Annotated in this window: 22 protein-coding genes and 1 rRNA gene; 14 read left to right on the top strand and 9 right to left on the bottom strand. The window is 33.1% G+C overall.

The window, feature by feature from the left end; translation table 11 throughout:
- Window positions 1-74: 74 nt before the first annotated feature.
- On the bottom strand, window positions 75-1,631 hold the full coding sequence (locus tag RB618_RS22575; RefSeq protein WP_308070885.1) for a hypothetical protein: 1,557 nt from the start codon (window positions 1,629-1,631) through the stop codon (window positions 75-77).
- Window positions 1,632-1,739: 108 nt separating this feature from the next.
- On the opposite strand from RB618_RS22575, the gene RB618_RS22570 reads away from it, so the two are divergent.
- Window positions 1,740-4,130, top strand: coding sequence for a penicillin acylase family protein (locus RB618_RS22570; protein WP_308070884.1), 2,391 nt, complete (start codon window positions 1,740-1,742; stop codon window positions 4,128-4,130).
- A 106-nt stretch (window positions 4,131-4,236) separates the two neighbouring features.
- Here the strand turns inward: RB618_RS22570 and RB618_RS22565 are convergent, their stop codons facing one another.
- From RB618_RS22565 to RB618_RS22545, 5 genes are all read right to left on the bottom strand, one after another.
- The gene (locus tag RB618_RS22565) at window positions 4,237-4,680 is read right to left on the bottom strand and encodes a hypothetical protein (protein WP_308070883.1); all 444 of its coding nucleotides are present in this window, start codon (window positions 4,678-4,680) and stop codon (window positions 4,237-4,239) included.
- Between the two features lie 162 nt (window positions 4,681-4,842).
- Window positions 4,843-6,291, bottom strand: coding sequence for a serine hydrolase (locus RB618_RS22560; RefSeq protein ID WP_308070882.1), 1,449 nt, complete (start codon window positions 6,289-6,291; stop codon window positions 4,843-4,845).
- Window positions 6,292-6,597: 306 nt separating this feature from the next.
- Entirely contained in the window at window positions 6,598-7,146 is a 549-nt protein-coding gene (locus tag RB618_RS22555; RefSeq protein ID WP_308070881.1) for a nuclear transport factor 2 family protein, read from the bottom strand.
- A gap of 75 nt (window positions 7,147-7,221) precedes the next feature.
- The gene (locus tag RB618_RS22550) at window positions 7,222-8,013 is read right to left on the bottom strand and encodes an AraC family transcriptional regulator (RefSeq protein WP_308070880.1); all 792 of its coding nucleotides are present in this window, start codon (window positions 8,011-8,013) and stop codon (window positions 7,222-7,224) included.
- A gap of 62 nt (window positions 8,014-8,075) precedes the next feature.
- The gene (locus RB618_RS22545) at window positions 8,076-8,666 is read right to left on the bottom strand and encodes a GNAT family protein (RefSeq protein WP_308070879.1); all 591 of its coding nucleotides are present in this window, start codon (window positions 8,664-8,666) and stop codon (window positions 8,076-8,078) included.
- A 217-nt stretch (window positions 8,667-8,883) separates the two neighbouring features.
- Between RB618_RS22545 and RB618_RS22540 the strand changes: the two genes are divergently transcribed.
- Window positions 8,884-10,227 carry an NAD(P)/FAD-dependent oxidoreductase gene (locus RB618_RS22540; protein ID WP_308070878.1) on the top strand — a complete coding sequence of 448 codons (1,344 nt, stop codon included), beginning with the start codon at window positions 8,884-8,886 and terminating at the stop codon, window positions 10,225-10,227.
- Between the two features lie 143 nt (window positions 10,228-10,370).
- On the opposite strand, the gene RB618_RS22535 is transcribed toward RB618_RS22540, so the two are convergent.
- Window positions 10,371-11,888: a helicase HerA-like domain-containing protein gene (locus RB618_RS22535; protein ID WP_308070877.1), complete on the bottom strand. Its 1,518-nt coding sequence runs from the start codon at window positions 11,886-11,888 to the stop codon at window positions 10,371-10,373.
- Window positions 11,889-12,269: 381 nt separating this feature from the next.
- Between RB618_RS22535 and RB618_RS22530 the strand changes: the two genes are divergently transcribed.
- From RB618_RS22530 to RB618_RS22495, 8 genes are all read left to right on the top strand, one after another.
- On the top strand, window positions 12,270-13,094 hold the full coding sequence (locus tag RB618_RS22530; RefSeq protein WP_008464979.1) for a MotA/TolQ/ExbB proton channel family protein: 825 nt from the start codon (window positions 12,270-12,272) through the stop codon (window positions 13,092-13,094).
- 42 nt (window positions 13,095-13,136) lie between these two features.
- On the top strand, window positions 13,137-13,748 hold the full coding sequence (locus tag RB618_RS22525; RefSeq protein WP_201999704.1) for a biopolymer transporter ExbD: 612 nt from the start codon (window positions 13,137-13,139) through the stop codon (window positions 13,746-13,748).
- 19 nt (window positions 13,749-13,767) lie between these two features.
- Window positions 13,768-14,328 carry a biopolymer transporter ExbD gene (locus RB618_RS22520; RefSeq protein WP_198855497.1) on the top strand — a complete coding sequence of 187 codons (561 nt, stop codon included), beginning with the start codon at window positions 13,768-13,770 and terminating at the stop codon, window positions 14,326-14,328.
- A gap of 38 nt (window positions 14,329-14,366) precedes the next feature.
- Window positions 14,367-15,167 carry an energy transducer TonB gene (locus RB618_RS22515; protein WP_308070876.1) on the top strand — a complete coding sequence of 267 codons (801 nt, stop codon included), beginning with the start codon at window positions 14,367-14,369 and terminating at the stop codon, window positions 15,165-15,167.
- Complete coding sequence (locus RB618_RS22510) at window positions 15,167-15,397, top strand: hypothetical protein (protein WP_308070875.1); 231 nt, start codon at window positions 15,167-15,169, stop codon at window positions 15,395-15,397. The genes RB618_RS22515 and RB618_RS22510 overlap by 1 nt, the downstream gene beginning before the upstream one ends.
- Window positions 15,398-15,399: 2 nt before the next feature.
- Window positions 15,400-16,323: a substrate-binding domain-containing protein gene (locus RB618_RS22505; protein ID WP_308070874.1), complete on the top strand. Its 924-nt coding sequence runs from the start codon at window positions 15,400-15,402 to the stop codon at window positions 16,321-16,323.
- Window positions 16,324-16,339: 16 nt separating this feature from the next.
- Window positions 16,340-18,007: a tetratricopeptide repeat protein gene (locus RB618_RS22500; RefSeq protein ID WP_308070873.1), complete on the top strand. Its 1,668-nt coding sequence runs from the start codon at window positions 16,340-16,342 to the stop codon at window positions 18,005-18,007.
- Window positions 18,008-18,109: 102 nt separating this feature from the next.
- A complete protein-coding gene (locus RB618_RS22495) occupies window positions 18,110-18,742 on the top strand; it encodes a 7-carboxy-7-deazaguanine synthase QueE (protein WP_308070872.1) in 633 nt (210 codons plus the stop codon).
- 69 nt (window positions 18,743-18,811) lie between these two features.
- On the opposite strand, the gene RB618_RS22490 is transcribed toward RB618_RS22495, so the two are convergent.
- The gene (locus RB618_RS22490; RefSeq protein WP_308070871.1) at window positions 18,812-19,357 is read right to left on the bottom strand and encodes a YfiT family bacillithiol transferase; all 546 of its coding nucleotides are present in this window, start codon (window positions 19,355-19,357) and stop codon (window positions 18,812-18,814) included.
- 18 nt (window positions 19,358-19,375) lie between these two features.
- A complete protein-coding gene (locus tag RB618_RS22485) occupies window positions 19,376-20,083 on the bottom strand; it encodes a class I SAM-dependent methyltransferase (protein ID WP_308070870.1) in 708 nt (235 codons plus the stop codon).
- Window positions 20,084-20,154: 71 nt separating this feature from the next.
- Between RB618_RS22485 and RB618_RS22480 the strand changes: the two genes are divergently transcribed.
- The 4 genes from RB618_RS22480 to RB618_RS22465 form a co-directional block, all read left to right on the top strand.
- Window positions 20,155-20,649 (top strand): YkgJ family cysteine cluster protein, encoded by a 495-nt coding sequence (locus RB618_RS22480; protein WP_066033485.1) that lies wholly within the window; start codon window positions 20,155-20,157, stop codon window positions 20,647-20,649.
- Window positions 20,650-20,737: 88 nt separating this feature from the next.
- The gene (locus tag RB618_RS22475; RefSeq protein ID WP_308070869.1) at window positions 20,738-21,973 is read left to right on the top strand and encodes an FtsX-like permease family protein; all 1,236 of its coding nucleotides are present in this window, start codon (window positions 20,738-20,740) and stop codon (window positions 21,971-21,973) included.
- A gap of 488 nt (window positions 21,974-22,461) precedes the next feature.
- Window positions 22,462-22,716, top strand: coding sequence for a hypothetical protein (locus RB618_RS22470; RefSeq protein WP_308070868.1), 255 nt, complete (start codon window positions 22,462-22,464; stop codon window positions 22,714-22,716).
- Between the two features lie 225 nt (window positions 22,717-22,941).
- Window positions 22,942-23,021 (top strand): 16S ribosomal RNA (locus tag RB618_RS22465); the annotation flags it as partial.

Raw genomic sequence — 23,021 nt, 5'->3', positions numbered from 1 at the left:
TTACTAATTTTTATTGGCTGATTTAAAAAATCAATTCGTGTTAATTCGTGTAATTCGTGGCTAAAAAAAAACTCCTAAATCAAAATCTTCTTCAAAGATTCGGCTATGCTTCTCCACAAAAGGTTGTAGAACGATCTGTCTTGAAGTCGCTTTACTTCAACTTCGGCAGTTTTGGCTTCGTCTTTCGAATCGTTTTTGACTAGTAAATTGGCAACAGCAGTTTTGAGTTTTGCTTCTTTTTCGGGATTTTTCTTTTTGTATAATTTGACTTTGAGATCATCATAATCGAGAGAAGCGTTTCCTTTTGAGCCATTATCGTTTCCGTAGAAATTAAAACGGTATTTGTTAAACGTTCCAGTAAAAGTTGTATTGATATATGGTTTGGTGAATCTCGTCATTCCTTGAACATTAAAATTCGAAATCACGCCTTGAATATGAAATCCGTCACTTTTATCCAAAACATTAAAACTCCAATCGACATCAAGAGGAGAATTTTTCATAAAAATAGATTTGACTTTGATCTTTACATCATCTGTTTTTTTTAAGCCATAACCGCTTTTTAAATTGGTAGCCTGCAAATTGAACTTGTCGAAAGTTAAAACTCCTGGACCTTTAGCAACATCAAGTTCTTCCTCATAAACCAGTTTAGATTTTAGAACTTGCAAGGTGTCAATTTGAAGCGGAAATTTCAGATTTCGCAGTAAATGATTGTAAAGATATTTTTTGCTTGGATCATCTTTTAGCATTTTACCACGATAAATGTTGGCATCAAAATGATGAATGACAAGCGAATTGGCTTTAAAATAAAACCTGTCATTTTTAAAACCCCAATCCATTTTTTCGACCTGAGCCGAGTCAAATTTTAGATTGTAAATGTCTTTTTCTTTTTCAAGACGCTTTACAAATTCGTATCGTTCAATTTGGGGAAGATTAGAAAAATTATTAATCTTTAAAAAATTCTTTTCGGTGCTTATTTTTCCAATATTGATATAATAGAAACCATTTGGTCTGTAAAATAAACTGTCACAAATGAGGGCGTACTTTTTATATCGAATTGGAATTTTTTCTTTCAAAGTGGCATCAGTAATTAAAATGCCTTCTAGTTTTAAAAGAATTTTTTTTATGCTGAAAATGGGTTTTTCAGTCTCTAAAGAAACGACATCAACAGATCCTTCGTTGAGGTAAATGTTAGAAACCGCAATAATTTTTCGAAACGGATCAATAATTTCTTTTTCGATGCTTTTACTGTTATTGATTAACTTTTCGCCTTTTTTGTATAAAATGATTTTCGGTTTATTGATAATAATACTTTCCGCCTGAATGATATCTCGAAAAGCCAAATCCCAAATGTTAAAATGTTTGATGGTGATAGATTCAATTTTGGAGAAAAGTCCATTTTTGCTGTCTTTCGGCTCGTTTTTCGGACTTACAAGCAAAGTCTGTGCATTGATATTTCTAGAAAAAAGAGAGACTTCAATTTTTTCATAATTGATATTATATGCGGTTTTGTTTTTTTCGTGAATAATGATCGGAAGCTGCTTTTTGATCCAGTAATTCAACCCGACATTGGCAAGAATTACAATGGCAAGCAGAGAAATTACTACAATAGCTATTTTTTTATAGATGGACATTTATAGTATTAATTTTAAATACATAAATTTAGAGTTTTAAAGACAGTTGTCTCTTATATGATTTTTTAGAAAAATTACATTATTACAAATTTCATCCTTTTTCAGAATATGAGAATAATTAAAAAAATCCTGCTGGCCTTATTGGTTCTTATAGTAATTCTTGCGATTGGTTTGTGTGCCTATATTTTTCATTTAAAGCCTAAGTACGAAGGTTCTTTAGATTTAAAAAACCTTGACAAAGAAACCACGGTCTATTTTGATGATTTTGGAGTGCCTCATATTTATGCAGATTCTGAAAAAGATGCTATGACTGCACTTGGCTATGTACATGCGCAGGAAAGATTATGGCAAATGGAATTATTACGCCGAATTGCGCCGGGACATCTTTCTGAGATTTTTGGTGGCGTTGCACTTAAAAATGATAAATTTTTTGCTGGAATCGGAATTGAAGAAGCTTCAGCAAAAGCGATTGCAAAGTTGGATAAAAACAGCGAAAGCTATAAACTCACTCAAGCATATTTAGACGGAATTAATCAGTATTTAGAAGAAGGAGTTACACCAATAGAATTTACTTTGGTTGGCGTAAAAAAGCAAAAGTTTACTATAAAAGACGTTTATAATATTTTTGGCTATATGTCTTTCAGTTTTGCGATGGCTCAGAAAACAGATCCTTTATTGACTGATATTAAAAATAAATACGGCGCTGCTTATTTGAAAGATTTAGGTATTGAAGGAGAATTTAATACTACTAGAATTAAAATCTCAAAAGAGAAAACTGAGGAATACACGGAGATTTCAAAAGCTATAACTGCGATGTTGGATCAGTCTCCGATTCCGCCATTTGTTGGAAGCAATAGTTGGGTTGTCGGGCCTCATAAATCGAAAACGGGTAAAGTTATTTTTGCGAATGATCCTCATATTGGATTCTCTCAGCCTGCAACTTGGTATGAAGCGCATATTGTAACTCCGAAACATGAATTATATGGCTGCTATTTGGCAGGAACTCCATTTCCGCTTTTGGCGCACAACAGAGATTACGCTTACGGCTTAACGATGTTTGAAAATGATGATATTGATTTTTATCAAGAAAAAAATAAAACAGACGATGCTTCTCAATATCAGACGCCAACAGGTTTTAGTGAATACGAGATCAGAAAAAAAACAATTAAAGTAAAAGATTCTTCAGATGTTGTTTTGACAATTAAGACTACGCGCCATGGTCCGATTATGAATGACTTTATGGAGCGTTTAGAAAAGAAAAACCCAATCGCAATGTCATGGACGTATACGAGAGAACCAATCTTGATTCTAGATGCGGCTTATGGACTTTCGCATGCTAGAAATACTACGGATTTTAGAAAGTCAGTGAGTTTAATTGCAGCACCTGGATTAAATGTAATGTATGGCGATGCCAAAGGAAATGTGGCTTGGTGGGCGAGTGGGAAATTGTACCGACATAATGAAGGCATTAATACGCATTTAATTTTAGACGGTTCAAGTGGTAAAGACGATATTACCAAATTTTTAGATTTCGAGCAGAATCCATCGGCTGAAAATCCAGAATGGGGATATGTTTATTCTGCGAATAATCAGCCAGAAGCTATAGACAATGGTTATTTATATCCAGGATATTATTTGCCAGAAGATCGGGCTAAAAGAATTTCGGGAATTCTAGATGCAAAATCTGATTGGGACAAAGAAGCTATCAGTAAAATGATTTATGACAATACTTCGGATGTTGCAGTTGAAACGACTAAAAACTTAATTGCAACTTTAGATAATAAAGCGCTTTCTTATAATGAGAAAGAGATTTTGGGAGTTTTAAAATCTTGGAAAGGAACAACAAATATTGAAGATGTTGCGCCAACAATTTACAACAAATGGATTTATTTGTATTTGAAAAATACATTTGAAGACGAAATGGGCAAAGACAATTTCAATTTATTTTTGGGAATTTCATTAGGAAAACAAGTTATTGCCAACCAGATAAAAAATGAAAATTCGGTTTGGTGGGATAATATTAAAACCAAAAATGTAAAAGAAACTAGAAAAGATGTGGTTTCAAAATCTTTTCATGACGCTGTTATTGCTCTGCAAAATCAGTTAGGAGAAAATGTTGCAGGATGGAATTGGGGAAAAGTACATACGGTAGAACACGAACATCCATTAGGAAAAGTCAAAGCACTTCGCGGATTATTTAATGTTGGACCTTTCAATTCTCCAGGTTCAAATGAAGTAATCAATAATTTATTCTTCGGATTTAATGATGAAGGAAAATATTATACCAAAGGTGGGCCTTCGACCAGAAGAATTGTCGATTTTGCCGATGTAGAAAATAGTTGGAGTATTTTGCCTACTGGGCAATCTGGAAATCCTTTCAGCAAACATTACAGCGATCAAGCCGAAATGTACAACGCAGGTAAGTTCAGAAAAATGAAATTAAATAAAGACGAAATCATAAAGACTTCTACGAAGTTGGTTCTGAAGCCAAAGAACTAAATTTTGTTTCAAGTTTAATATTTCAAGTTACAACCTTTGTCAAAGTTTTAAACTTTGACAAAGGCTAAAAAAACTTAGAACCTTAGTATCTCAGAACCTTAGCATCTTATTTAGAAATATATTTCCCCTTCACAATATCATCAGCAAAAATGTTCAGATTATTAATAAGCACTTTATTATTGGTCATTACATTTTGTGTTTGATATGCTGAGTCTTTTTCATAGGCTTTCAATAAAGTTTCCAGTTCAACTTCATCAAAAACAACAAAACTGTTGTAAATCGCATCTCTGAAATTTTTGTAATTGATGCTCTGGGTAATTTCCATTGCTTTTTGTTCGTTCCAGCCTTCTTTTGCGGAAGCTTCATTTATTTTAGATAAGCAAAAATCAATCACATAGTTTTTATAATGAGCAGCTTCGACAATTTTATCAATTATAATTTTGTTCTGCTGGCTAGGCATTAACGGCTTGTTGTTTTGCGATAAAGATTTAGAAGAAATAAAAAGGCATAATAATACAGCTAAGAAACTGTAGTTTTTTAGATTTTTCATAGGTCATTCAATTATTTTGGGTGGGCTAAAATAGTACTTTAGAAAAATAAATCATCAGGTTTGAATGTCCCAAGTTGTAACAAAAAAAGCTCCGAAAAAATAGATTTTGAATCTGCTTTTTCGGAGCCATTTTTTAAGCATTTAAGCTATAATTATTTGTCTTTATTTTTTAGAAAGCTCTTCCAGAACTTTTTTTCCGCCTTCATTTGTAGGATCCAGTTCAACAGATTTCTTGTAGTTGACCATTGCTAGTTTTTTATCTCCATCAGCCAAATAAGCTTCACCTAAACTATCATAAACATTTCCAGATTTTGGGAAAGCATCAACATTGATTTTGAAAACTTCAATCGCTTCTTTCTTTTTTCCAGTTTGCAATAATTGATATCCAACTCGGTTCATATCGCCTTCTTTAATCGCATAAGTTGGATCGGTTTTTAGCTTTTTGTAGGCTTCTGTTCCAGCTGTTGCACCTTTTTCATTATAAACATCTAATAGATCAAGAGCCAGAGATTTTTTCGGCTGATTAAATGGCTGATTGTATAAAATATTGCGAATTGCAGTATTCATTTCGCCTAAAACAGTTCCGCCAGTATTATTCAATAAAACAACAAGATTTTTATCTTTAGGAATACGCGAAATAATGGTATTAAATCCGTTGATTCCTCCTCCATGCTCAACAACAGTCAATTTATCGTTTCCGTTTGGCACTTCATAAGTAGACCATCCGTATCCGTAAAAACCATTCCATGTTTTAATGTAAGGTTTGAATAAAGATTCCATTGATTTTTCAGAAAGCAATTTATTGGTATAAAGCGCCTGATCCCATAAATACAAATCTTCTACAGTAGAGTATAAAGATCCTGCAGCGTACGGAATACTCATATCAATGTACGAAGCATTGACAATTTTCTTTCCTTCTTTTTCATAACCAGCAGCTCTGTTTTTTAAAATTACTTCACTATGATCGTAACCAGTATTAACCATTTTTAAAGGAGTGAAAATGGTTTCTTGTAAATTCTGCTCGTATGTTTTGCCTGTAATTTTTTCGATAATATAACCCAATAAAAAATAACCCGAATTGCTGTAGTTGAATTTTTCACCTGGAGCGAATTCAAGTGGCAGACTAGAAAAAGTTTTTACAAAAGCTTCTGGAGTATAAGGATTTTTTGCTTTATCTCTAAGGAAATTTGGCGCGTTGGTATAATTTGGAATTCCAGAAGTATGAGTCAATAAATGGTGAATCGTGATTTTATCGCCATTTTCTTTTGGATAATCTGAAAGATAAGTGGTAATTGGAACATCCAGTTTAATTTTTCCTTCTTCTGCCAGTTTTACAATTAAAAGTGCGGTAAATTGTTTACTGATAGAACCCAATCTGAATTTAGTATCCGTCTGGTTTGGAATATTCCATTCCATGTTGGCAGAACCAAAACCTTTTTTGAAAATTACTTTTCCGTTTTCTGCCACCAAAGCTGAGCCGTTAAATTGTCCGTATTCCTTGTATTTGTTTAAAAGCTGCTCAATTTGCTGTGCTTTATCTTGAGCAAAAGTGCTGAATGACGAAAACTGAAAAGCGACAAAAAGCGCAATAAGTTTGATTGATTTTTTCATAATGGATTGATTATGGTTTAAGATTAATGAATGATTCGTTTTTTTGATTGATGATTGAAACTTCATAAATGGAATTATATGATGCTATAAAATCTTAGACGATTGATTTACGATTTGGTTTCACGATTAACCCAATTTTTTTTATTTTTTTTTAGAATATAAAAAAGTAGAGCACAGACCAATTGCTTTAAAAGCCGGCCCATGCTCATAACTAACAAATATTTTTATGCTATTAAGCAGTTAAAATTTTACATATATATAATATTAAAAGGAGAAATAATTTGAGCATAATGATTAAAATGAGGTCTATTTCTTTGAATTTACAGCCGAATGATCATAACTTAAAGCTCGTTTTAGTTTCCAGTCATTATTTTCCAGAACCCATAAATGAGTAAATTTGGCTTTGCCTACTAGTTTTTCGTTTTTCTTTAATAGAGGTTCATCTTTTACGGCAGTAGTTTCATAAAATTGATGAATTCCGGTTTGTATTGCCGCGTACAAAACACCTTTTTTGTATAAAGGATAAATTTCTATGCTTCCTGTAACCAATTCTCTTCTAGCGCGATAAGTTTCTTGAGAACCACATAATCCGTTCTTAAAGCTATTCAAGAAATCTACTTTATTTGAAAACCCGTCTTTATCGTGATAAAATTCAAGTTCGTCACTGAATAAATTTTCAAATTGTTTTGCATCGCAGGTATTAAAGCCAATGTCGAAAAGAAGACTGTCTTTTGACATAATGGTTTTATATAAAGCGGAGCTTTTAGCTTCCTGAGAAAATCCAAATTGAATTTGGATGAATAAAATTCCAATTAAAAGAAATTTTAACTGAAAACAGGATTGATTGATTTTCATTTGTAATTGATTTTGATTGATGATTATGCAAAAGTAAATCAATCAAAACTTACAAAATTGTACAAATGCGAAAACTTATCTTTTATGAGAAAGAAAATAAGAGTCAGGATCGAATGTTTTCGGAGTGGTTTTAGTCACATCTTTAAACTTTTTGATAAAATGCGACTGATCAAAATATTTATTGTAAAGCGCAATATCAGTCAGTTTTAGTTTTTCTAAATCAGAATTCGCCATTTGATCTACCGATTTTCTGAATTTCAAAATCTGAATATATTTTTTAATTGTTAATCCAGTTGCAGTTTTAAATTTAATTTGAAGTGAACGTTGAGAAGATTTTAAAGCTTCACTAATTTCTGAAACAGATACTTCCTCTTTATTTTTAATGATTTCGCAGATTTTTTCAATTGTGTTTTTCTCCGAATTTAAATCAGATAATGCTTCAAAATAAGTGTTGATTGTATTTAAAATAATTTCAATATCAGAATCAATCTGAATTTTAAAAGGCAATTCTTCAAGATTAATTTTGATAATAGAATCTGTAAAATCGCTTAAATCATACTTAGGAAACAAGGAAAGTGTCCAAGTGTGAAGCTGAACAATTGTGACTTTGGTTTTTGGATGAATGTTTACTAAAACTTTATTAGTCATTTGAGAACAAAAGTAAACACCTTCATTCATCTCATATTTAGCTTTACTCGTATGAACTTGAATAGCATTTCCAGTTACAAAAGCGAGATTAAAACAGCCGTTTGGGAGAACCAATTTGTTTTCGATTGAACTTTCGCCGATGCTGTTGTCTAAGCACCAGATTTTGTTGACGAATCGTTCCGTTTTAGGATTTACATAATGTTCTGAGTATACTTCCATTTTAGTCTTCGATTTCATCATTTGAAATCGAAGACTAAAGTACAGTTTTTCGGAGTTATTGTTTAGGCAAACTCCCCAAAATTATCTCGTTTAGTATTCTGCCATTCTTCCAAAATGATACTGAAATAAACATCTTTGCTTTTTCCTTCAGAATCGACATAATTGTTTCTAAAAACGCCTTCTTTTACAGCACCCAGTTTTTCAATAGCTTTCTGAGATCTTAAATTTTCAAGATCTGCACTGAATTGTATTCTTCTAAATTGAATTTGTTCGAAACCAAAATCCAATAGCTCATATTTGCACGCTTTATTTAAACCAGTTCCCTGAAATTCTTTTCCATACCAAGTCCACCCAATTTCACATTTTTGGCTAGCGTGATTTAAATAACCGTAACGAGTGCTTCCTGCAACTTTGTTTGTAGCTTTATCTATAATAAGGAAAGGATAACAAATTCCATTTGCTTTTTGTTGTAATGTATTTTTAATATAGTTTTCAAAATCTTGATCGTTTCGAACATACATTCCCATATACTTCCAGATTTCATCGTCAAAAATAATTTCTTTCAATTCTATATTTCTTTTGCTTTCAAAAGGGATTAAAAGAGCTTTTTCATTTTCTAAAATAATATCTGATTGTAAAATTTCGCTGTTCATGAATTTTGTTTTTATTGAATGAATTAAATCGAAAGCTAAATTAATTGTTTAATTTCTGTAAATAAATTTAATAAAATAACAATTTGTTATATTTTTAAAATGCCAAAAAACAGAATAATCTTTGTGAATCACTATTTGCAAACAATTTGTTCATTTATTTTAAGGCTCATGTACAATTATTAGTTATTTTTACGACCCAATATTAGATTTTCCCTCGATGCAAACATCATTAAAAATTGCTGTAGTTGGTTCTGGACTTGTAGGGTCGCTTCTGGCAATTTATCTTAAAAAAGCTGGTCATACTGTTCATGTTTATGATCGTAGCCCAGATATCCGAAAAATAAATTTTTCTGGACGTTCTATTAATCTAGCAATGTCCAACCGTGGCTGGAAAGCTTTGGATGCAGTTGGTGTTGGAGATTCGGTTCGGGAAATTGCAATTCCGATGGATAAACGCGCCATTCACTTGGTAGACAAATTAAATTTTCAGAATTACGGTCAAGAAGGCGAATCTATATATTCTATTTCAAGAGGAAAACTAAACAGAAAGATGATCGATCTTGCTGAAGAAGCTGGAGCCGAATTTCATTTTGAACAAAAAGTTTGGGATGTTACTTTGAACGATGCGACACTTCATATTGGTGAAAGTGAAAGAGGCGAGTGGGAAGAAAGAAAATTTGATATGGTTTTTGGTGCCGATGGAGCTTTCTCTAGAATCCGCCACAGAATGCAGCGTCAGAGCATGTTCAATTATTCACAGGAATTTTTGAATATGGGATATAAAGAATTGAACATTCCAGCAAATCCAGACGGAACTCATAAATTAGATAAAAACTCATTTCATATTTGGCCAAGAGGAGAATACATGTTAATTGCGCTTCCTAATCTTGACGGAAGTTTTACTTGTACATTATTCATGCCTTTTGAAGGAGAAAATTCTTTTGAATCATTGACAGATCGTAAAATGGTCGAAGATTTCTTCGAGAAAAATTTCCCAGATTCGATTGAAGTTATTCCAGAACTGGCAAATGATTTCTTTAAAAACCCAACGAGTACTTTGGTAACTATGAAATGTTTCCCTTGGACTTATGAAAATAAAATTGCCTTAATTGGAGATGCTTGTCACGCCATAGTTCCATTTTACGGACAAGGAATGAATGCTGGTTTTGAAGATATCACCGTTTTGAGCGAAATGATTGAAAAGTACCAAGACGATTGGAAGAAAATATTTTCAGAATATCAAATCTCTAGAAAACCAAATGCAGATGCAATTGCAGAGCTTTCGTATCGAAATTTCTTAGAAATGAGTACCAAAACAGCAGATGAAAAATTCTTGCTGCAAAAGAAAATAGAAAAAGTCTTTTCAGACAAACATCCAGACAAATGGATTCCACTTTATAGTCGTGTTACTTTCAGTGATCGTCCGTATGCCGAAGCTTTAGCAATTGGAGATTATCAAAACGGAATTATGGAAGAAGTGCTTCGAATGGAAAATATCGAAAACATCTGGGATAGTTCAGAAGTCGAAAACAAAATTTTGACATTATTGGAGCGAGCTTAAGTTATAAACCATATAAGTTATATAAGTAAATATAGACTTTATCATATAGAAAACCCGTCAGATTTTAAAAACTGACGGGTTTATTTATGTAGACAAGGTAAGTTCTAAATGAACTTATATATCTTTTATATGGTTTAATTTTTTTATTTCTTAAAAAATTTAGTTAGAACACCAAAAACACCTCTTATAAAAGTAGCGCTTGTTACGACTTTCAAAACAGATTTTGTAACGACTTCTGTAGTACTCGGTCCTGATTTTGATGACTTTTCTGGAGCTTGTTCCTCTTGCTGAGCTGCGGCTTCTGCGGCTTCTGTCAGTTTTTTGCTTAAAATTTCAAAAGCACTTTCGCGGTCAATTTCTTCAGCGTATTTCTTAACAAGTTTCGATTTGCCATTTATTTCATCAATTTCAGATGGAGATAAAACATCCATTCGGCTCATTGGTGCACGCATCATAGTCGCCACAAGCGGAGTCGGAATACCTTTTTCGTTAAGCGCAGTAAACAAAGCCTCTCCAATTCCTAAACTTGTCAGCAATTCATCAGTCTTATAATAAGGAGAAGTAGGGTAGTTGTCGGCTGTTTTCTTAATCGCTTGGCGGTCATTTGCTGTAAAAGCTCTTAGCGCATGCTGAATTTTTAATCCTAACTGAGCTAAAACACCACTCGGAACATCCATTGGATTTTGAGTAACGAAATAAACTCCAACACCTTTAGAACGAATTAATTTTACAATCGTTTCAATCTGCTCTAATAATGCTTTGCTTGCCTCATTAAAAATTAAATGCGCCTCGTCAATAAAGATGACCAATTCAGGCTGATCTGCATCTCCTTTTTCCGGCATCTTCTGGTAAATTTCAGCCAAAAGACTTAGCATGAAAGTCGAAAACAATTTAGGTTTATCCTGAATATCCGTCAAGCGGATGATATTAACGTAACCCTTTCCGTTTTCATCAATTCGCATTAAATCATCAGTTTCAAAAGACAGTTCGCCAAAGAACAAATCACCGCCTTGCTGTTCTAGTTCAATGATCTTTCTAAGAATTGTTCCCGTTGTGGCAGTCGAAATTTTTCCATAGCTAGCAGCAATTTCATCTTTGCCTTCTTCAGTAATATAATTGATTACTTTTTTTATGTCTTTTAAATCCAATATGGGCATTTTATTATCATCGCAATATTTGAAGATAACTGCGACAACCCCAGCTTGAGTATCATTCAAGTCTAAAATTCGAGAAAATAAAACAGGTCCAAACTCAGAAACTGTAGCGCGCAGTCGTACGCCATCCTGTTTAGATAAAGACATCAATTCAACAGGAAATGCTGTTATATTATAAGGTATATTTATTTTGGCATGACGTTCTGTAATAAAACCCTCTTCTTTACCCTCTTTGGCTATACCGCTAAAATCCCCTTTAATGTCCATCATTAATACAGGAATACCGGCATTAGAAAGTTGCTCCGAAAAAACCTGAATTGTTTTGGTTTTTCCTGTTCCGGTTGCACCGGCAATTAATCCGTGGCGATTTAAAGTTTTTAGTGGAATTTTGACATGCGCTTCTGCAATAGGCTCACCGTCAAGCATTGCGCCTCCAAGTATAATGCTATCTCCCTTCGAAGAATACCCTGTAGTTATATCTGCAATAAAATTCTCTTTTTTATTCATGTTTTTATTTGTAATTTAGATTGTTATATGAGTATTGCTTTGTTTTTGGGCACTTTTTATGTGGTTTTTTTTAGTAAGAAAAAGCTTTTTTTGATTGAAAATTTAATAAAAAAAAAATTCGCAGCTTTTTAAGAAGATATCAAAGGAATCTTTGAATATTTACTAAAACGTTGTAATTTTTCTAATTATCGTCCTTTTTTTTGTTTTATTTAAAAAATGATGTCAACAAATTAATGAGATATTTTTTAATTTCAAGTTAAATTTCGGTCAATTAAATTAAAAAAAGTTTTTTTATTTAAACTAAACGTATAAATTTGCTCCTCTACAAGTTAAATATAACTAAAAAATAAAAATTATTTAAAACTATTAAAATTAAAAAAAATGGCAAACGTTAAAGTTAAAAAAGAAAGCACTTCAAATGGCGGAGGAATGATCACTGGAATCATTATTGTAGCGTGTATCTTAGTAGGGGTGTTTATTTGGAAAGTAATCATGGGGGATTCTGCGAACTTCGAAGGAGGTAATCCAGAAACAGGACATCCAATCAATACATTAGGACAAGTATATAAAGGAGGTTTCATCGTACCAGTATTATTAGGTATGTTTTTAATGGTTGTTGTTTTTTCTATTGAAAGATTTATTGTTATCGGTAAAGCTGCAGGAAAAACTAACCTTGACAAATTCATGAAAAGTGTTCAAGGTAGTATTAAAGAAGGAAACATCGAAGCTGCTATCGCTTCATGTGACAAACAACAAGGTTCAGTTGCAAATGCAATTAAATCTGCTTTGGTAAAATACCAAGATGTTAAAAAAGAAGGATTCAACAGCGAAGAAGCTTCAGAAGTAATCCACAAAGAAATTGAAGAGGCAACTTCATTAGAAATGCCAATGTTAGAGAAAAACATGACTATTATTTCTACTTTAGTATCTTTAGGTACATTAGGAGGATTATTAGGAACTGTATCTGGTATGATTAAAGCGTTTGGTGCGTTAGCTTCTGCTGGTACTCCTGACCAAGCTGCTCTTGCAACAGGTATCTCTGAGGCACTTATCAACACTGCTACAGGTATCTCTACTTCTATCTTAGCAATTGTTTCTTACAACTTCTTTACTGCTAAAATTGACGATTTAACTTACTCTATCGATGAGGCTGGTACTACTATCGTTAATACTTACAGAAAATTCAGAGGAAGTTTAAGACAATAATTAATTTTTGATTTTATAATCAAAAAAATAAAATAAAAGATAATGGCTAAAATAAAAATGAAAAAAAAGTCTACATCGACAGATATGACTGCGATGTGTGATGTAGCGTTCCTTTTGCTAACGTTCTTTATTTTGACCGCTACTGCTAAAGTGCCTGAGGCATTGCCTGTAGATATGCCTGCTTCTGTTGCGATAAGTAAACTGCCAGATACTGATTTGGCTATTATTACAGTAGGAAAAGGGAAAGTATTTTTTGACATCAAAGGAAGAGAAGTTCGTAAAAGAACTCTTGAAGGAATGGGTGCAAAATATGGTATTGAATTTTCAGAAGAAGATAAAACCAAATTTGCTCTTATGGATGACTTTGGTGTGCCAATTACAGGTTTGAAGCAAATCATTGATATGAAAGCGGCGGACAGAACCAAAGCAAACCAACCTGGAATTCCTTTGGATTCATTAGATAATCAATTAAAAGAATGGCTTCTTATTTCTAGAAGAGCTACAATTGATTTAGATGACAAAGAATTGCAGATTGCGATTAAAGGAGATGCTAAAGAAGAATATCCAAAAATTAGAAAAATTATGGATATTTTGCAAGATCAGAAAATCAATTCCTTTAACTTAGTTACTGGTAAGAGAGGAAGAGACTTTTAATTAAAAAATATACACTAAGATGGCTGAATTAAATACCGGCGACGGCGGTGGTGGTAAAGGTGGTAAAGTAAGAAGTAAAAAGCAGAATTCGAAAGTCGATTTAACAGCGATGGTGGATTTGGCATTCTTATTGATTACATTCTTTATGTTAACTACTTCGTTGTCAAAACCTCAATCGATGGATTTGTCATTGCCAAATAAAGATGATGATCCAAATAAAAAAACTGAGGATACCAAAGTAGACGAGAATCGTACTATGACAGTAATGTTAGGTGGCGATAATAAAATGGTTTACTATATGGGGTTATTGGCAACACCAAAAGTGGGACCAAAAGATATTGCATATGGTAAAGATGGTATCCGTAGAGAATTGTTAAAACAAAAGAAAAATGTTTTAGCGTATTCTGCTGCTTTAGGGAAACCTAAAAACGGAATCATTGTGATCATTAAACCAACAAAAAAATCAAATTACCGTAATTTGGTTGATATCTTGGACGAAATGGCTATCACTGGAGTTGAGACGTATGCAATTGTTCCTGAGTTTACACCAGAAGAAGCAAAAGTGATAGATAAAAAATAAGAGCAATCTTAGTTTTATCGACTTAAAAATCAAGAAGTATGAAATTAGATATTATAAAAAATCAGTGGCTTGATATCGTATTCGAAGGACGTAATAAGATATATGGAGCATACGAGCTGAGAAAATCAAACGGAAAAACAACTGTGAAAGCACTTGTTATTGGTTCTCTTATCTTTAGTGCTGCTATTGCTGCTCCTCTTATTGCGAGTTTGTTGCCAGACTCATCAGAAGAAGAAGAGGTTAAAGAGGTTAAGATGGCTGCGGTAAAATTACCTCCGAAAAAAGAGGAAGTTAAGCCTAATATGCCACCGCCACCACCACCACCACCAAAAGTGGATCAGGTTAAATTCGTTAAACCTGTGGTAGCAAAAGCGGAAGAAGTAACTGAAGACCCACCAAAAATTGTTGAGTTAAAAGACAAAAAAGTTGGTGCTGAGACTATCAAAGGAGATCCAGATGCAGTTTTAACTGTTGATGAGCCAGTTGGAAAAGGACCAGTAGCAGAGGTGGTACAAGAAGATAACACTGTTTACAACACAGCTGGTATCGAAGTAAAACCAGACTTCCCAGGAGGTATAGATAAATTCTACAAATTCGTAGGAAACAACTACAAAACTCCAGAAGAAGAAGGTTTAAAAGGTAAAGTTTACGTTACGTTTGTAGTTGAAAAAGACGGGTCATTAACAGATATTAAAGTTTTAAGAGATATCGGTTATGGTACAGGAGCAGAAGCAATTCGTGTTCTTAAAAAATGTCCAAAATGGACTCCCGGCGAGCAAAATGGTAAAAAAGTTAGGGTATTATACTCTCTTCCTATTACTATTCAATCTGCAGAATAATGTTAAAAGATATGCTTAATAATATTCAGAAGAAATCGCTCAAAGAGCGATTTCTTCTTGTTTTAGGAATACTGTTTTTTTTAATATATCTTGTGCTCGGTTTAATGATTATGTTTTGGGAGAAACTCCCGCTAAACATGGAATGGAAATACAGATATGCTTTTGGAGGATTGCTAATTGTATATTCGGGAATAAGATTTTTAAGATTAATTAATTCAAAAGATGAATAATTATGTTGAAATATAGTAAGGCTTTAGGTTTGGTTGTTTTTGTCTTTTTGTTTGCCATGTGCAACCAAAAAAGCAAGAGTGAAACTGAAAAAGAAACCATTTTGAAAGGATCACTTGATATTGCGGTTGACGAAACAGTAAAGCAAATTGTAGACGATCAGGTTGCTGTTTTTGAAGGTACTTACTATAACGCAAAAATAACAGTAAAGCCAAATTCAGAAGCTGAAGTAATTAATGATCTATTAAATCAAAAAACTAAAGTTGCAATTACAACTCGAGATTTAACTGTAGAAGAAAAAGCTCGTTTTGATAAAAGTAAAATTAATCCAAGGGTAACTCCTTTTGCACATGATGCTATCGCTTTTATTTCGAACAAAAGCAATAATGATACGTTAATTGCGTTGAAAAGTGTGATTGATTTCATGCAGGGTAAAACAGATGGTAAAATTAAGGGTCTAGTTTTCGATAATCCTAATTCAAGTACTGTTCGTTACATGAAGGAATTAGCTAAAGTGAATGAAATACCTAAATCTGGAGTTTTCTCATTTAAAACAAATAATGAAGTAATCAAATTTGTTTCAGAAAACGATGGAATGATTGGTGTTATCGGTATTAATTGGTTTTATCAGCCAACGCCTGATATGACTGAGACTATTAATAAGGTTAATGTTCTTTATGTTAAAGGTTTGAATAGTAATGAATATTATAGCCCTACTCAAAATGACTTAGAAATTGGAAAATATCCTTTGGCACGTGATTTGTTTATTATCAATTGTCAAGGTTATTCAGGGCTTGGAATGGGGTTTGCTTCATTTATAGCAGGCGATATTGGACAGCGAATAGTTTTAAAATCTGGATTGCTGCCATATAAAACTCCAGGACGAAAACTAAAGATTAGAAGTGAAATTATAAAAGATAAAGAATAAATTAATTACAATAAAGATGAATAAATTTAAAATTTTAAGTCTTGCATTAGTTGCTTCGGCTACCGCAGCAAATGCGCAAGATATCAACCAAGCAAAGAAGGCAATTGATGCTGAACAATTTGATAAAGCAAAAACAATCCTTAAATCAATCATCAAAAGCAAACCTTCAGATGGGGAAGCTAATTTTGTTTTAGGAAATGTTTATTTAAATCAATCTGTTGTCGATTCTGCAAAAATCTATTACAATAATGGATTACAGGCTTCGGATAAGAAAAATTTAAGCTATATTGGTTTAGGGCAATTAGATCTTGATGCTAAGAATAGTGCTGCTGCTCAAGCTAATTTTGCTTTAGCAACTAAAGACATGAAGAAAAAAGATGTAAATGAATTTATTTACATCGCTAGAGCTTACATGAATTCTGAGAATCCGGATTATAAAAATGCTACTGAAGTTTTAAAAAGAGCTTTATTAGTTGATCCTCAAAATGCACAAGCATTATTGGCAATTGGTGATGCTTACTACGGAGCAAACAATCAAAATGATGCTTACAAAGCTTACCGTGATGCTTTTACTGCTGACAACACTTTGTTGAGAGCAAAAATGCAATTAGGGGTTTTGTTAAAAGGGGCTAAATCTTATGATGAAGCAATTAAATCATTCAATGAAGTTATCGCATTAGACGCTAACTACGGACCAGTTTACAGAGAGCTTGCTGAAACTTATTACAAATGGGCAAGAAACAAACCTTCTACTGCTAAAGTTAACTTGCAAAATGCAATTACAAACTATGAGAAGTACTTAAGTTTGACAGATTACTCTCTAGATTCTAAAATGCGTCATGCAGATTTCTTGATCTTGGTTAAAGATTATAAGCAGTTAGAAACTGTTGCAAACAAAATGATTGCTCAAGATAAAGTAAATCCTAGAATCTACAGATATTTAGGATATGCTGCTTACGAAAATGGGAATGTTGATGTAGCTATTAAATCTATTGAAGATTTTATCAAAGCTCCAGGAAACAAAGTTATTGGTAGAGATTACTACTATTTAGGTTTAGCTAAAATTAAAAAAGGAACTGCAGCTGATGGTACTGTAGATCAAGCGGCTTTTGATGCTGGTTTGGCAGATATTAAAAAAGCAGTTGAATTAGAGCCTCTTGTAGTTGAAGAATTTGCTGACTTTGGAAAAGAGTTATTCGGTAAAAAACAATATGGACAAGCAGCTTCTATTTTTGAACTTGGAGCAAGCAATTCTGAGTCTAAAAATTACTTAGATGATAGTGTTTATTATGGAATCTCATTATACTACGGTAATGCTACTAAACCAAAAGAAAGCCGTGACGCTGTTGCTTTAGGGAAAGCAGATGCCGCTTTTGATAAAATTTTAACTACTGCTCCTAACTACGATGAAGCATATTTGTATAAAGCAAGAATTAATTCTTTATTAGACAAAGATGATTTGATCATTAAAAACTACGAAGAGTATGTTACTAAAATTTCAGCTAAAGGTGCAGAAGAAGTGGCTAAGCCAGCTGTAACTAAGAAATTTATTGAAGCTTACAACGGTATTGGTGCAGCTTATGCTAATACAGATAAAGCTAAAGCTATTGAATATTTCAATAAAACTTTGGTGTTAGATCCTGCAAATTCATATGCTACACAATCTATAAAAGCTTTAAAATAATTAGAAGATTTTAAAGAGAATATAAAACCGATAGTTCAAAAAACTATCGGTTTTTTTTGTTCCGTATATTATTGATTATCTTTGCACTCTTAAAATACTAAAATGTTACCAAAAGAAATACAATTAGAAGTAAATAAAGGAGCAATGCTTCCTTTGATGGAAGAATTTTATACCATTCAAGGAGAAGGTTCGCATACAGGAAGGGCAGCTTACTTTATTAGAATTGGTGGATGTGATGTGGGATGCCATTGGTGTGATGTGAAAGAAAGCTGGAATGCCGAGCTTCATCCGCCAACAAGCGTGGATTTAATTGTTGAAAATGCGGCAAAGTACGCTGATACAGTTGTTGTAACTGGTGGTGAACCGTTGTCTTGGGATATGACACTTTTGACAGAGCGTTTAAAAGAGAAAAATTTAAAAGTGCATATTGAAACTTCGGGTGCTTTTCCGTTATCAGGAACTTGGGACTGGATTTGCCTTTCGCCAAAAAAGAATAAATTGCCTACACAGACAGTTTATGATAATGCTCATGAGTTAAAAGTGATTATTTACAATAAACACGATTTTATTTTTGCCGAAGAACAGGCTGAATTAGTAAATGATAATGCGATTTTATTTCTTCAGCCAGAATGGAGCAAAAAAGAAGAAATGACTCCATTGATTGTCGATTATGTTATGAATAATCCGAAGTGGAGAGTTTCATTGCAAACACATAAATATCTTAATATTCCATAAAACAAAAAATCTCTTCACATGAAGAGATTTTTTGTTTTGAACACAAATTGTATAAAAATAAGCAGTAGGTTATTTCCAGTTTTTATAATTTTTCAAAGAGGTGATATGTGCCAAATGGTGATTTCCATGCCAAGCATACATTCCAATCATTCTTTTGAGTTTAATTTCTGAATTATCAGAAGGATGTATAAAAGTTTTTTCTAAATCAGATGTTGATAAACTTCGCATGATATAGCCCAATCTGAAATGAAGTCCTTTCAGTAAATCTAGAGTTGGTTGGATTGGCATTGTCAGATTGTCGCTTAATTCAGACCAAAGAACTTCGTCATAAGGCTTAATTACGGGATTGTTTTCTGTCAAAGCCCATTTTAGACGAACGTAGCAATTCATGTGGCTTTCGGCACAATGATGAATGACTTGTCTCACGGTCCAACCGCCAGGACGATATGGTGTGTCTAATTGTTCGTCAGTTAAGTGAATGGTTTCTTTTGCTAATCTTTCTGGAAGGGTTTCAATTTCTTTAATTTTTTCAAAAAGATATTCGTTTGTATAATCTTGAGGTGCAATAAATTTCCCTATAGGATATTTTAACTTTTCTAAATCTAATTCTGTCATGGTTTTTATGGTCTGTTTTTAAATTGAAAGTTTAGCTAAGTAATCATAATGTTCGCCTTCAAGGACTAGTTCGCAATTTAAACCATTAGCAATTGCTGCATTTTGAAGCGTGTTATAATCCAAATACAACCAGTCAAAAGGTTCTTCCTTCTCTCCTTTGTAGCTAATATTAAAAACAAGTTCTCCATAATAATCATTTTCAGACGGAATCCATTTGCCGCCATCTTCATCTTCATCAAACATATAAATGATGTCGGAGCTGTCAATTAAAATTTGTCCGCCAGGATTTAGAAGAGATTTTAATTTAGATAAATATTTATTGCAGTTTTTTAATTGGCCAAAAATACCTGTACCATTCATTAAGAGTAGGATCGTGTCAAATTTTCCTCCTTCAAAATCTAAAATATTTTCAACTTTAGCATTTTTAATTCCTCTAAGATGGCAAGTTTCAATTGCTTTTTCTGAAATATCTATAGCGGTTACATCTAGACTACGTTCATTTTGCAATGATAAAGAATGACTTCCAGCGCCACATCCTACATCTAATGTTTTTCCTTTAGCCAATTGTAAAGCTTTTTGCTCAATTTTTGGCATTTCATTGTAAGTACGGAAAAGATATTCAACACTCATTTCATCTTCTTCAGAAATAGAAGTTTCGGTGATAATATCTTCAGGCGAATTTTTGGTGTAAAAATCAAATATTGCTTTCCCAAAAAGATCTTTCATGTTTTAGTTCAAAGTTTAAGGTTTCAAGTTCAAAGTTGTTTAATTTTGCAAATCAACTTTAAATTTTAAACTTGAAACAGATTTTAAATAACTTAAGTAAGTTAGCCAAAGATAAGCATAACGAGAATAAAAAGTATTTCGATAAGCTTAAAAAGAAACCGCCAAAAAATTTAGATTACATTATGCAGGATTTGCACGATGCTGAATTTAAGAAAACGGATTGCTTAAAATGTGCTAATTGCTGTAAAACAACTGGGCCGCTATTTACTTTAGCAGATATCGAACGAATTTCAAAACATTTTAGGCAAAAGCCGCAGCAATTCATAGATCAGTATTTGCGAATTGATGAAGACAAAGATTATGTTTTGAAAAGTGTTCCCTGTACTTTTTTGGATAATGAAAACTATTGTATGATTTATGATGTTCGGCCAAAAGCCTGCCGAGAGTTTCCTCATACAGATCGAAACAAATTTTATCAGATTTCAAACTTAACTTTGAAAAACGTCGAAATTTGTCCAGCGGCATATAATATAGTAGAAGAAATGAAAAAGAAATTGCCATTATAAATCAAAACGGGCAATTGTTTACAACAAAATCTCAATTTTCCTTTTTAAGACGTACTTTTGGAAAAGGAATAATTTAAACAACTATAACTTGAATTTAGAATATTTTATAGCCAAAAGACTTATTACGGCAAAAGATTATAAAAGCAGTATTTCGGCGCCTATTATAAAAATTGCTATTTCTGCAATCGCAATCGGAATTATTATGATGATAGTTTCTGTGGCGACAGGAATTGGTTTGCAGAAAAAAATTCGTGACAAAGTCTCGGCATTCAATGGTCAGATTATAATTTCTAATTATGATAATAATAATTCGGAAGTTACAACAGTTCCAATTTCGAAGAAACAAGATTTCTACCCCAATTTTAAATCAGTTCCAGAAATAAGCCATATTCAGGCAGTAGCAAGTAAAGCTGGAATTATAAGGACAGAAAATGCATTTGAAGGGATTATTTTTAAAGGAGTAGGAGCAGATTATGATTGGAGCAATATTAAAGAATATATTGTAGAAGGGAAACTGCCAGATTTTACAAAGCAATTGAACGAAGATGTTATTATCTCAAGATTTTTGGCAGATCGTTTAAATTTGAAAATTGGAGACCAATTCAATACCTTTTTTATAAAAGAAGAGCAAGGCAAGCTTCCGAACAGCCGACGATTTAAAATTGCCGCTATATTTAGCTCAGGATTTCAAGATTTTGATGCAACATACATTATAGGTGATATTCGACACATTCAAAGAATTAATAAATGGAATGAAGATCAAATTGGGGCATTTGAGATTTTTGTCAAAGATTTTAATGAAATAAAAGCTGTAGGAAATAAAGTTTATGAATCGACTTCGTCTAATCTCGATACAAAAACCATCGTAGAAAAATACAGTTATATTTTTGACTGGCTTCAATTATTTGATTTTAATATCGTAATCATTTTAGGAGTTATGATTTTGGTGGCAACAATTAATATGGTAGTAGCACTCTTGGTGCTTATTTTAGAAAGAACGCAGATGATAGGGATTATGAAGTCTATGGGAGCTAACAACTGGTCAGTTCGTAAAATATTCTTGTATAATGCCTTTTACTTAATTCTACGCGGATTGTTTTGGGGGAATCTAATAGGGATTTCAATTCTTTTAATCCAACAGCAATTTGGAGTAATTCAGCTAAACCCTGAGAATTATTATGTCAATCAGGCGCCGGTTTATCTAAATTGGATTTATATACTCCTATTGAATTTGCTTACTGTTACTGTTTGTTTCTTGGTTTTATTGATTCCATCTTATATAATAACAAAAATATCACCAGTTAAAGCAATTCGTTTCGATTAGATAAAGAGATCTAGCATAAATACAACCCGACAGGTTTTGAAAACCTGTCGGGTTTGTTATTATGTATAATGTATAGAGTCAGTCTGTCGGTCTGAGCGGAGCGAAGCGCACCCAGTTTTGGAATTTGGAATTTGAAAGATTGGAATTTTGCGTTTAATTAGGAGCTATTCCCGCTATGCGCTTCAATCTTTTTGGGCCGAACCCCGGCCCAAAAAGGATTTCCGCTCCTATCGGGGCTATGGGATGCGGTTTCCAGAAGAAAGAGAAGGGCAGGCTTGGCGCCTTTGCGAGATTAGAAATGGCGGAAAAGAAGTTTTGAGGCTTGAAATCTTTTCAGGAAAGAGATGGAAAAGCTGAAAATTCTGCAGAATGGGGAAGCGGGAAGCGCCAAAAAATATCAGAAACGCAGACATAATAAGAAAAATCTTTCATGAAACGAAAAAATCCTGAAATGTAAACCTGCCGTTATCAGTGCGTTAAGAAATAACTTGAAAAAAGATTTAAAAAAGAGCGGCAAAAGTGTTGTAAAAGCGGAAAAAGGTTCTACTTTTGCACCCGCAACAGCGAAAAACGCTCTTAGACATTCCGCAGCATACGAATTGGAAACGGGAAGAAATTTCCAAAAAAAAAGATTCGAAAAAGCTTGCGGGAGAAGAAAAAGCTTTTTACATTTGCACCCCGCAAAACACGGAAAGTTCCTTGATAGACTGGCAGAAAAAATTGGGGAGATGAGGCGAAAATAAAGCTTCGAAAATTTTTCAACTTTTTCTTGCGAGAAACAAAAAGAAGTTTTAGTTTTGCACCCGCTTTGAAACACAAGCGAAGACAGAAAAAGACACGTTCGTAGACATATTGAATTGACAGCCGCTTTAGCAGAGATGCTAGAGCAAAATAGAATAAGAGTAATGGAATCGAGAGATTCGAAAAGAAACCGATAGATAGGCATCGACTATATAATATTAAAATATACGATGAAGAGTTTGATCCTGGCTCAGGATGAACGCTAGCGGCAGGCTTAACACATGCAAGTCGAGGGGTAGAAGTCTTC

This window comes from Flavobacterium sp. LHD-85, assembly GCF_030929595.1.
Classification (GTDB): Bacteria; Bacteroidota; Bacteroidia; order Flavobacteriales; family Flavobacteriaceae; genus Flavobacterium.
The sequence above is the reverse complement of the archived record's forward strand: the minus strand, read 5'-3'. Positions and strand labels throughout refer to the sequence as shown.

Excerpts from the sequence above, each read along its gene's own strand:
- RB618_RS22575 (WP_308070885.1), bottom strand. The coding sequence starts at position 1,631 with ATGTCCATCTATAAAAAAATAGCTATTGTAGTAATTTCTCTGCTTGCC.
- RB618_RS22570 (WP_308070884.1), top strand. The coding sequence starts at position 1,740 with ATGAGAATAATTAAAAAAATCCTGCTGGCCTTATTGGTTCTTATAGTA.
- RB618_RS22565 (WP_308070883.1), bottom strand. The coding sequence starts at position 4,680 with ATGAAAAATCTAAAAAACTACAGTTTCTTAGCTGTATTATTATGCCTT.
- RB618_RS22560 (WP_308070882.1), bottom strand. The coding sequence starts at position 6,291 with ATGAAAAAATCAATCAAACTTATTGCGCTTTTTGTCGCTTTTCAGTTT.
- RB618_RS22555 (WP_308070881.1), bottom strand. The coding sequence starts at position 7,146 with ATGAAAATCAATCAATCCTGTTTTCAGTTAAAATTTCTTTTAATTGGA.
- RB618_RS22550 (WP_308070880.1), bottom strand. The coding sequence starts at position 8,013 with ATGGAAGTATACTCAGAACATTATGTAAATCCTAAAACGGAACGATTC.
- RB618_RS22545 (WP_308070879.1), bottom strand. The coding sequence starts at position 8,666 with ATGAACAGCGAAATTTTACAATCAGATATTATTTTAGAAAATGAAAAA.
- RB618_RS22540 (WP_308070878.1), top strand. The coding sequence starts at position 8,884 with ATGCAAACATCATTAAAAATTGCTGTAGTTGGTTCTGGACTTGTAGGG.
- RB618_RS22535 (WP_308070877.1), bottom strand. The coding sequence starts at position 11,888 with ATGAATAAAAAAGAGAATTTTATTGCAGATATAACTACAGGGTATTCT.
- RB618_RS22530 (WP_008464979.1), top strand. The coding sequence starts at position 12,270 with ATGGCAAACGTTAAAGTTAAAAAAGAAAGCACTTCAAATGGCGGAGGA.
- RB618_RS22525 (WP_201999704.1), top strand. The coding sequence starts at position 13,137 with ATGGCTAAAATAAAAATGAAAAAAAAGTCTACATCGACAGATATGACT.
- RB618_RS22520 (WP_198855497.1), top strand. The coding sequence starts at position 13,768 with ATGGCTGAATTAAATACCGGCGACGGCGGTGGTGGTAAAGGTGGTAAA.
- RB618_RS22515 (WP_308070876.1), top strand. The coding sequence starts at position 14,367 with ATGAAATTAGATATTATAAAAAATCAGTGGCTTGATATCGTATTCGAA.
- RB618_RS22510 (WP_308070875.1), top strand. The coding sequence starts at position 15,167 with ATGTTAAAAGATATGCTTAATAATATTCAGAAGAAATCGCTCAAAGAG.
- RB618_RS22505 (WP_308070874.1), top strand. The coding sequence starts at position 15,400 with ATGTTGAAATATAGTAAGGCTTTAGGTTTGGTTGTTTTTGTCTTTTTG.
- RB618_RS22500 (WP_308070873.1), top strand. The coding sequence starts at position 16,340 with ATGAATAAATTTAAAATTTTAAGTCTTGCATTAGTTGCTTCGGCTACC.
- RB618_RS22495 (WP_308070872.1), top strand. The coding sequence starts at position 18,110 with ATGTTACCAAAAGAAATACAATTAGAAGTAAATAAAGGAGCAATGCTT.
- RB618_RS22490 (WP_308070871.1), bottom strand. The coding sequence starts at position 19,357 with ATGACAGAATTAGATTTAGAAAAGTTAAAATATCCTATAGGGAAATTT.
- RB618_RS22485 (WP_308070870.1), bottom strand. The coding sequence starts at position 20,083 with ATGAAAGATCTTTTTGGGAAAGCAATATTTGATTTTTACACCAAAAAT.